This window comes from Pseudomonas sp. 21615526, from assembly GCF_013386245.1.
Classification (GTDB): domain Bacteria; phylum Pseudomonadota; class Gammaproteobacteria; order Pseudomonadales; family Pseudomonadaceae; genus Aquipseudomonas.
This window is the reverse complement of record NZ_JACAOM010000092.1, coordinates 1-10,233: the sequence shown is the minus strand read 5'-3', so window position 1 is coordinate 10,233 and position 10,233 is coordinate 1. Positions and strand designations below refer to the sequence as shown.

The following is a 10,233-nucleotide window of genomic DNA, read 5'->3' as shown; positions in this document are numbered from 1 at the left end:
TCACGCACACCTGGGTGGGCGAGCAGACGACTTTCGATTTCTCCCAGCTCGATGCGCAGGCCACGAATCTTCACCTGGTGGTCGATGCGGCCAACGTATTCGATCACGCCGTCACTGCGGTAACGGGTCAGGTCACCAGTGCGGTACAAGCGCTCGCCGGTGGTCGAGAACGGGTTCGGCACAAACTTCTCGGCGGTCAGCCCCGGACGCAGTAGATAACCACGGGTGATGCCCTCACCGGCTAGGTAAAGCTCCGCCGCCACGCCGACCGGCACCGAGTGCAACTCGGCGTCGAGCAGGTAGCTGGCGGTGTTGGCCAACGGCCTGCCGATATTGGCCTGGCCACCGGCTTCGCGGCGGGTCCAGGTGGAGTAAGTGGTGTCTTCCGACGGGCCATACAGGTCGTAAACGTGCTGCACATGGGCATGCTCGTACAGCGCATCCACCAGCGACTGCTTCAGCGGTTCGCCCGCCAGATTGATGATGCGCACGCTTTGCGGGATTTGCCCGGCACGCTGCAAGGCTCCCATCGCCGAAGGCACGCTGTTGATCAGGCGTACCCGGTCTCGGGCCGCCAGCTCCGGCAGCTCCAGGGCATTGCGGGCACCGACGATAAAGCCGCCGCCGGCCAGGGTCACAAACAGCTCCCACACCGACAAGTCGAAGCAGATCGACGTCGAGGCCAACACCCCTTGAATGTCTTCAGGGCTGTAAACCTGCTGCGACCACTGGGTCAGCGCCGCCACGTTGCGGTGAGTAATGGCCACGCCCTTGGGCAGGCCGGTGGAGCCGGAGGTGTAGATCACATAGGCCAGGTTGCCGGCGTGGACCGCAACGTCCAGATCCTGATCATCAACTTCCTGAGCATCCACAAGCAGCACGTCAATCGAAGCATCCACCTCAAGCGCCACCGCAGCCTGGGTCAACAACACCCGCGCCTGGCTGTCCTTGAGCATGTAGGCCACGCGCTCGGCCGGGTAATCCGGGTCCAGCGGCACATACGCGCCGCCCGCCTTGAGTACCGCGAGCAATGCCACGACCATCTGCGCACTGCGCGGCATGGCCACGCCAACCCGCACTTCAGGACCAACACCCAGCGCCACCAGCTTGTGGGCCAGGGCATTCGCCCGGCCGTTCAACTGGCGGTAGGTCAGTTGCTCATCACCCCAGATAACCGCCAGGGCGTCGGGCGTACGCTGCACCTGGTCCTGAATCTGCTGATGGATGCACCGCTCACGCGGGAAGTCCAGGGTGTTGGCGTTCCAGGTCCGCTCAATCAACTCAAGCTCATGACCGCCCAGCAACGACAGCTCGGCAACCGGCCGCGTGTGATCCGCGACAATGCTGCACAGCAGGTTTTGCCAATGGCCGGCAAGACGCTCGACCGTCGCCGGCGCAAACAGATCGGTGGCGTAGGTCAGCGTGGCGGCCAACTCTTGCCCGGTTTCAAAGGTATTGAGCACCAAGTCGAACTGGGCCGTGTGGCTGGCCCACTCAAGGCTTTCGATGGCCAGGCCCGGCAAGCGCGTCGCCTGCTGTCCGCGCGCCGCCTCGCTCTGATGGTTGAACATCACCTGGAACAGCGGGCTATGACTCAGGCTGCGCTCAGGGTGCAACGCTTCAACCAACTGTTCGAATGGCAGGTCCTGGTGAGCCTGGGCTTCAAGGGCGGTCTGCCGGACTTGCTGCACGACATCCGCGAACGCCAGGGTCGGTTTCACATCGGCCTTGAGTACCTGGGTATTGACGAAAAAGCCGATCAGGCGCTCGGTCTCAACCCGGTTGCGGTTGGCAATCGGGACCCCGACCCGGATGTCGGATTGCCCGCTGTAGCGATGCAGCAACGTCTGGAATGAGGCAAGCAAGAGCATGAACGGCGTCACACGCAGTTGCTGGGCCAGGCCGAGCAGCGAAGCGCCGAGCCCGGGTTGCAGGACGATTTCCAGCTGCGCCCCCCGAAAGCTTTGTTCGGCCGGGCGCGAATAGTCCAACGGCAATTGCAACGGCTGGTCACCGGCCAGTTGCCGGGTCCAATAAGCCAGTTGGCGCTCACGCTCACCGGCCTCCATCCATTGACGCTGCCAGGCGGCATAGTCGGCATATTGGATCGGCAATGGCCTGGCCTCAGGCGCGCGGCCGCTGCTGAAGGCATCATAGAGCTCAACCAGTTCCTGCACCATCAGTTGCATGGACCAGCCATCGGAGACGATGTGATGCTGGGTCAGCACCAGCACGTGATCATCATCGTCCAGGCGCAACAACTTCACGCGTAACAAGGGCCCGGTCTGCAGGTCGAACAACGCCTCGGCATGGGTCTGCACATAAGCGGCAATCCCGGCGTGCGGATCAGTGCCGGCGTCAAGGGTGTCCACGACAATCGCCATTGGCACTGGCGCATGGATCACTTGCAGGGTGCGCTGATGGTCCTGGACAAACGTGGTACGCAAGGTTTCATGACGCACCAGCAACTCGTCAAAGCTGCTCTGGAGCGCTTGGATATCCAGCGCGCCTGCGAGGCGCAAGGCCGTCGGTATGTTGTAGGCACCACTCAGGGGATCGAGCTGCCAGAGGAACCACTGGCGCTCCTGGGCATACGACAACGGCAATGCCGAGCCACGATCAACCACGACAAACGCGGGGGCCTGCTCGGCGGGTTCCTGGTTCAATACCCGGGCGAATGCCTGCAGGGTCGTGTGCTCGAACAACGCCTTGAGCGGCACGTTCAGCTCAAGACCATGACGAACCCTCGATACCACTTGGGTGGCCAGCAACGAGTGACCGCCGAGCTCGAAGAAATCGTCCTGGCGACCGACACGCTCAACCCCAAGGACCTCTTGCCAGATCAACGCCACCTGTTGTTCCAGCTCACCGCACGGCGCTTCATACGACTGCTGTTGCAGCTCAGGCTCTGGCAGCGCCTGGCGGTCGAGTTTGCCGTTGACCGTCAACGGCAGGCTCGGCAGAAAGACCACATGCGCCGGAATCATATAGTCCGGCAGCTCGGCCTTGAGCGACTGGCGAATGGTCTCGCGCAGGCCATCATGGGTCTCTGCGTCGAAGACCGGTGCGGCCGGCACGATATAGGCCAGCAACTGCTGGCCGCCCACGCCGGGCCGCGCCAACACCGCAACTTCACGCACGCAAGCCAACTTGAGCAGTTGCGCCTCGATCTCACCCAACTCGATACGAAACCCGCGAATTTTCACTTGATGGTCGATCCGCCCGACATATTCCACCACCCCGCCCGCACGCAAACGCGCGAGGTCGCCGGTACGGTAAAGGCGCGCGCCGTCAGCACGGAACGGATCGGGAATAAACCGGCTGGCGGTCAGATCGCCACGGTGCAGGTAGCCTCGGGCCAGGCCCGCCTGGCCGACATACAGCTCGCCGATGCAACCTTCAGGGACCGGGTTGAGCTGAGCGTCCAGCAGGTACCAGGACAGGTCAACGATAGGCTCGCCGATCGGGCTGCTCGCCTCGTTCGCCAAGTCGGCCCGGGTGATGGGTCGATACGTCACGTGAACGGTGGTTTCAGTGATGCCATACATGTTGATCAGTTGCGGCGAACGATCACCGAAATGCTCAAACCACGGCTGCAATGCCTTGACCTCCAGTGCCTCACCGCCAAACACCACGTAGCGCAAGTGCTCAAGGCCTGCGGCCGGGTGAGCGCAGGCGACCTGCACCAACTGCTTGAACGCCGAAGGTGTCTGGTTGAGCACGGTCACTTGCTCACGGCAGAGCAAGGCGTAGAAGTCTTCGGTGGAACGGCTGACGTCATGGGGCACAACCACCAGGCGCGCGCCGTATGTCAGCGCACCGAACAGCTCCCACACGGAAAAGTCGAAGGCACAGGAGTGGAACAGCGTCCACACATCCGTCGCGCCAAAGCGGAACCAGTCATCGGTGGCACTGAACAGGCGCACCACATTGCGATGGGGCAGCAGCACGCCCTTGGGCTGTCCGGTAGAGCCCGAGGTGTAAATCACGTATGCCAGGTTGTCAGGGCTGACCGCCACCTGCGGGTTGCCCGACGGTTCCTGGCCTGCGCCGACGACGTTATCCAGTGCCAGCACACGAATCGACGGTGCTGGCGCCAAGTGTTCAAGCACAGAGGACTGCGCCAACAGCAACGCAATGCTGCTGTCCTGCATCATGTAATGCAAACGATCCTGTGGATAACCAGGGTCCATGGGCACATAGGCACCACCGGCCTTGAGCACCGCCAGCAGACCGACCAGCATCTCCAGGCTGCGCTCGGTAGAGAGCCCCACCAACACATCAGGGCCGACACCGGCCTCGATCAGCCGATACGCCAACAGGTTGGCATCCGCATTCAACTGACCGTACGTCAGGTGCTGATCTTCGTAGCTGACGGCAAGGGCATCGGGGGTACGCTCGGCCTGGGCTTCGATCAAATGGTGCAGGCACTGGTTCACGTCGAATGCCCGCAGGTTCGGGCTCCACTGCTGGAGGATGCGCCGGTGTTCGTCCGCCGCCAGCAACGGCAACTCTCCTACCGCCTGGTGCGGACTGGTGATGATTGCCCGCAACAGATTTTGCCAATGCTGCGCAAGGCGTTCGATGGCCTCGGCGGTAAATACATCGGTGGCATAAGTCAGTGCGGCTGACAGACCGCGTGCCGACTCCGCCGTGTCCAGGGTCAGGTCAAATTGCGCCGTGCAGGTTTTCCAGTCCAGGCCTTCGACGGTCAACTGCGGCAGGTTCAATGCGGGCTCGGCACTGGAGCCGCGACCTTCGCTCTGGTGGTTATACATCACCTGGAACAACGGGTTATGCCCCAGGCTTCGCTCGGGGTGCAGCGCCTCGACCAACTGCTCGAAGGGCAGGTCCTGATGCTCCTGGGCGCCCAAGGCTGCCTGCTTGACCTGGGCCAGCAAGGCCCGGAACGACATCTGGCCGTCGATCTCGGCCTTGAGCACCTGGGTGTTAACGAAAAAGCCGATCAGGCCTTTGGTTTCCGGCCGGTTGCGGTTGGCCACCGGCACCCCGACCCGGACATCCCGCTGCCCGCTGTAGCGGTGCAGCAGTAACTGGAACGATGCCAGCAACACCATGAACAGCGTCACCCCCTCACGCTGGGCGAGGGCTTTCAAAGGTTGCCCCAGGCTCGCATCCAGGACAATTTCCAGGCGTTCGCCACGGTAGCTCGGTTGCAAGGGACGGGGCTTGTCGGTGGGCAGCTCCAGCACCGGCGGCAGGTCGCCCAACTGCGCGGTCCAGTAAGCGAGTTGACGATCACGCTCGCCGGCCTCCATCCAGTGTCGCTGCCAGATGGCGTAGTCGGCGTACTGGATCGCCAGCGCCGGCAGTTGCGGAGCGTGGCCCTGGGTGAAGGCGGCGTAGCATTGCACCAGTTCCTCAACCAGCACTTGCATGGACCAACCATCGGAAACGATATGGTGCTGGGTCAGCACCAGCACATGCTCGTCCGGCGCCACGCGCAACAGGCAGACCCGCAGCAACGGGCCTTGCTGCAAATCGAACAACTGACGCGTCTGTGCTTCGACGAATGCACTGATGCGCGCCTCAAGCCCGGCCGCATCGCCAGGCTCCAGGGTGTGCACCGGCAGGTTAAAGTCCGCCGCCGGGGTAATCACCTGCAACGTCTGCCCGGCATCCTGGACAAAACGCGTACGCAAGGACTCATGACGCTCGATCAACACCTGAAAGCTGCGCTGCAAAGCCTCGACATCCAGCACACCCCGCAAACGCAGGGCAGCAGGTACGTGGTAGGCCGCGCTCTCGGGCTCCAACTGCCAGAGAAACCACTGGCGGTGCTGGGCATAGGACAACGGTATGGCTTCAAACTCATGGCGGATCATCGGCACAGGCAGTTGCCCAAGGCTCATGCCCTTGCTGGCCAACTTTTCAAAAAAGGCCTTGCGCTGAGGCAGCGCCAGCCTGATGAAACGTTGAACCAGCTCGATGTTATCCATTAACGCCATCTCAATTTGTCTCCAGCTCGGTGAGGAAGTCATGCATATCGCTCAGGTCCTGCTCAAGGTTGCTGTTCAAGCAGCCATCAACAGCACTTGCGTAGTCACGCAAGGTGCTTGCCTTGAAGATCAGGTCCAGCGCGACGTTGGCTCCCAATTGCATCTGCGCCATCGCAGTCGCTTGCGTCGCCAGTAATGAATGCCCACCCAACTCGAAGAAGTTGTCCTCCCTGCCCACTTGCTGCACGCCCAGGACGTCCGCCCAGACAGCGGCCAGGGTTTGCTCCACGGTGCCTTGCGGGGCGGCATAAATGCGCTGCATGAAGCTGGCGTCGGGCACCGGCAGTGCACGGCGATCCAGCTTTCCATTGGGGGTCAGGGGCAACTCTTCGAGGAACACCAGATAGGTAGGAACCATGTAGCCCGGCAGAATCTCTTTAAGACGAACGTTGAGCCGCTCACGCAATTTAGTCCGCGCGCCCGATACCTCCTCGTCTGCTGCAGTGACGGCAGTCACCACATAGCCCACCAGTTGCGCCCCGTTCACGCCCTCTTGCGCCAGCACCACGGCTTCCTGCACCTGCGGTTGCTCCTGCAACCGAGCCTCGATCTCCCCCAACTCGATACGGAAACCACGGATTTTTACCTGGTGGTCGATCCGGCTCAGGTAGTCGATCACCCCGTCGGCCCGCTGGCGAACCAGGTCGCCGCTGCGATACAGACGGCCACCGGAGCCAGCGAACGGATCCGGTACAAAGCGCTCGGCCGTCAGCGCCGCACGGTTAAGGTAACCACGCGCCACCCCTTCCCCGCCCAGGTACAACTCACCGGCCAGGCCCTGGGGCAGCAACCCGCCGCCGGCATCCAGTACATAGGCACTGCGGTCACCGATACGGCTGCCGATCGGCGCATAGGCGGCGCCGCACATCTGGTCTGCCGCAGCCTTCCAGATCAGCGGCGTAACCACGGTTTCGGTCGGGCCATAGCCGTTGATGATGTGCTGCGGCTTGAGCGCACGCTTGACCAGCTCGAACGACGCCTGGGGCACCGCATCACCGCCAAAGCAGTAGATGCGCACGGCCGGAGGGTTGCCATGCTGGTCGGCGTAGTCGGCCAATTGCTGCAAATACACCGGCGGGAATGCCGCGACGGTCACACCGTGACGGTGCATGGCCTGGTACGTCTGCTCCGGCGTCCAGAGGCTGGAGTCGCGAATCAACAGGCGGCCACCGTGGCTCAAGGTGGTCAGCCAGCGTTCATGGGCACCGTCGAACGCGAAGGACATGAAATGCAGCTCGCAGTCCTGCTCGCTCATGGCATAGCGCTCGCCGATAGCCAGGCAATGCATGGCCAGGGCGTCATGGGCAACCGTCACGCCCTTGGGCTGGCCGGTGGAGCCCGAGGTGTAAATCACATAGGCCAGGTTTTGCCCGTGCAGGTCGACCACCGGTGGGCTGTCGGGCATTGCGTCCAGCGCCAGACGGTCCAGCTCCAGGCGCGTGATCCCGACGGGCGTCGGCAGGCGCTCAGCCAGGCGCGAATCGGTGAGCAGCAGTCCGATGCCACTGTCCTGCATCAGGTAGGCCAGGCGTTCACGCGGGTATTCCGGGTCGAGCGGCACATAGGCCGCGCCCGCCTTGAGAATCGCCAGGAGCCCAACCACCATGCCCAGCCCACGTTCCTGGGCGATGCCCACCAGAACGTCCGGCCCGGCACCCTGATCGATCAGTTTGTGGGCCAGGCGGTTGGCACGCCGATCCAGTTGCCCATAGGTCAGTTGCTCCTCGGCAAACATCAAGGCCACGGCATCCGGTGCACGCAGGGCCTGGGCCTGGATCAACTGATGGATCGAAGTGGTGGTACTGAAGCGCGTATCACGGCAGTTCCAGTCATCCACCAATTGCTGGCGCTCGATGGCCGTCACCAGTTGCAACTCGCCGACTGCGGCACCCGGAACCAATGCCAGCATGTGTTCCAGCAGTTGTTCCAGGTGCAGGCTGATCTGGCGTACATGCTCGGCGGCCAGAGACGCGCGCAGGTAGCTGTAGTGAATCGCCAGGGTCTCGCCGGTCGCCACCGCCAGGGTCAACGGGTAGTTGGTCCGCTCCTGGCTGTCGACAGGGCCGAAGCTCAGCTCGGGCACCGCCGCCTGGCGCAACGCTTCGGAAGCCGGGTAGTTCTCGAATACCAGCAGGCTGTCGAACAGCGAATCGGCGGCACTGCTGGCCCAGCGCTGGATCTCGAATAACGGGGTGTACTCGTGCTCCCGCAGCATCAGGTTTTGTTGCTGCAACACCTGCAACCACTCACCCATCGGCTGCTCGGCACGAACCTCGGCGATCACTGGCAAGGTATTGATGAACAGCCCGACCTGCTGCTCGATATCGCGAATATCGGCCGGGCGCCCCGAGACCGTGGCACCGAAACATACGGTCTGCTGTCCGGTGTAGCGTTGCAACAACACCAGCCAGGCGGCCTGAAGCACGGTATTGAGCGTGACCTTGTGCTGACGGGCGAACTCGTTCAGGCGATGGGTACCGGCGGCGTCGAACAGTTGCTGATAGTCACCGTAGGCAGGCTCTGTTTGCACCGGCACAGGCGTGGCGCCGAACGCCTGGATCAGCCGGGTAGGCTCGCTCAGAGGGCGTAACTGAGCCTTCCAGAACAGCTCACTGCGTGCCGTATCCTGGGATGCCAGCCACGCCATATAGTCACGATAACGGCCGACCGGCGCCATCGCATGTTGACCGCTGTAGCGTTGCAGCACCTCACCCAGCAACTGCGAGTTACTCCAGCCGTCCATCAGGATGTGGTGGTGGGTGTAAATCAGATGATGACGCTGCTCGCCCGTACGAATCAGGGTCAAGCGCAGCAACGGCGCCTCGCCCAGATCGAAACCCTGCGCCTGCTCGGCAGCGGCAGCAGCGTCCAGCGCCGCCGCCAGCTCGGGACGAGTACGCCAGTCGTGCTCGACAAAACTCAGCGGCGCCTGCCTGCGAATGATCTGCAGCGGATGGTCCAACTCCCCCTGCCAGATAAAACCGCTGCGCAGACTGTCATGGGCATCCACCGCCGCTTGCCAGGCGTCGCGGAAACGCGCTGTGTCCAGACCATCGATATCCAGGCGCATCTGGTTGATGTAATCACTGGCGTCCTGCTGGTAAAGGCTGTGGAACAACATGCCTTGCTGCATGGCCGACAACGGGAAGATGTCCTCGATATCCCCTGCGGGTACAGGCAACCCTTCCAGTTGCTGCTGGGTCAACTGCACCAGGGCGAAGTCCGAAGGGGTCACACCCTGGGTGGACGGCAGGCAGCAATGTTCGATCAGCGCTTGCAACTCACCGGCATAGTCATCGGCCAGGGCCTTGAGGGCTTGTGCATCGAACATGTGCGGGCTGAAGGTCCAGCTCAAGTCCAGCTCGCCGTCGTACACCTGGCCGTTGATTTCCAGCCAGTTGCCCAGTGGCGCTTCAGGACTTTGCTCGGCCCCGGCAGGCTCGCGGCCTGGCATGAACAACGCGTCCTGCGCCTGGAAACTGCTATCGAATTGACCGAGGTAATTGAAGGTAATACGCGGTGTCGGCAACGCTTCAAGCACCGATTGCGCGTGGGCATCCCCCAAGTAACGCAGCAGGCCAAAACCCAGGCCCTTTTCAGGGATCGCCCGCAGTTGCTCCTTGATCTGCTTGATGGAACCCGCGATATCGGCCGCCGGGGTGAGCTTCGCCGGGAATACGCTGGTGAACCACCCCACGCTGCGGGTCAGGTCCAGCTCGTCGAACAACTCCTCGCGGCCGTGCCCCTCCAACTGCACCAGCACCGAAGGCGTCTGCGCCCAACGGCTGATGACCCGCGCCAACGCCGTCAACAGCAGGTCGTTGACCTGAGTCCGGTACGCCGCCGGAGCGTGCTGCAACAGCTGTCGAGTCAGCGTTTTGTCCAGATGCGTGTGCACCACCTGCGCGTCACGATTCAATTGTTTACCGTGAGGGTTATCGCACGGCAGTGCTGCAGGTACGCCCTGCAACGCTTGCTGCCAGTAATCCAGCTCTTGATGCATCTGCTCGCTGCTGGCGTGACGCAGCAGCCGCTCGCCCCAGGCCTTGACCGACGAAGTCTTGGCCGGCAGTGCCACGACACGCCCCTGCTGCAGTTGCTCGTAGGCGGTTTGCAGGTCTTCGAACAGGATGCGCCACGACACGCCGTCCACCGCCAGGTGATGGATCACCAGCAGCAGCCGCTGACTGCCATCGGCCAGGGTCGCCAGCAC

Annotated in this window: 2 protein-coding genes; both read right to left on the bottom strand. The window is 62.7% G+C overall.

Translation table 11 applies throughout. The features are described 5' to 3' along the window. Positions 1-5,960, bottom strand: a 5,960-nt coding sequence (locus tag HX786_RS24245; RefSeq protein WP_178912690.1) for a non-ribosomal peptide synthetase, incomplete at its 3' end; no start/stop codon positions are given. Positions 5,961-5,970: 10 nt separating this feature from the next. Then, the coding region (locus HX786_RS24240) for a non-ribosomal peptide synthetase (RefSeq protein WP_178912689.1) at positions 5,971-10,233 on the bottom strand (4,263 nt) is incomplete at its 5' end.